At 35.6% G+C, this 281-nt stretch carries 1 protein-coding gene; it reads left to right on the forward strand.

Translation table 11 applies throughout. The features are described from left to right. Nucleotides 1-281, forward strand: a 281-nt coding sequence (locus tag ACSG5Z_RS32345) for an HAD family hydrolase (protein ID WP_435712986.1), incomplete at both ends; no start/stop codon positions are given.

Here is a 281-nt window from a genome sequence, read left to right on the forward strand (position 1 = left end):
GGTTTAAAGGATAGAGGATTTATTTTAGGTGTTGTGACAGCTGATGATTTTGCACCAACAGAATTATTTTTGAAACAATATCAATTAGAGTCCTGTTTTGATTATGTTGTAGCTTCAGATACATTTCCGGCACAAAAACCAGATAAAAGAATTGTAGAATCTTTTTGTGAGAAGTTTCATTTAGAAGCATGTGAAGTAGCCGTCGTTGGAGATACACCAACTGAGTTATATTTAGCGAGAAATGGTGGCAATTGCTATGCAATTGGAGTACTGTCTGGTAC

The organism is Bacillus pretiosus, from assembly GCF_051294775.1.
Taxonomy (GTDB): domain Bacteria; phylum Bacillota; class Bacilli; order Bacillales; family Bacillaceae_G; genus Bacillus_A; species Bacillus_A wiedmannii.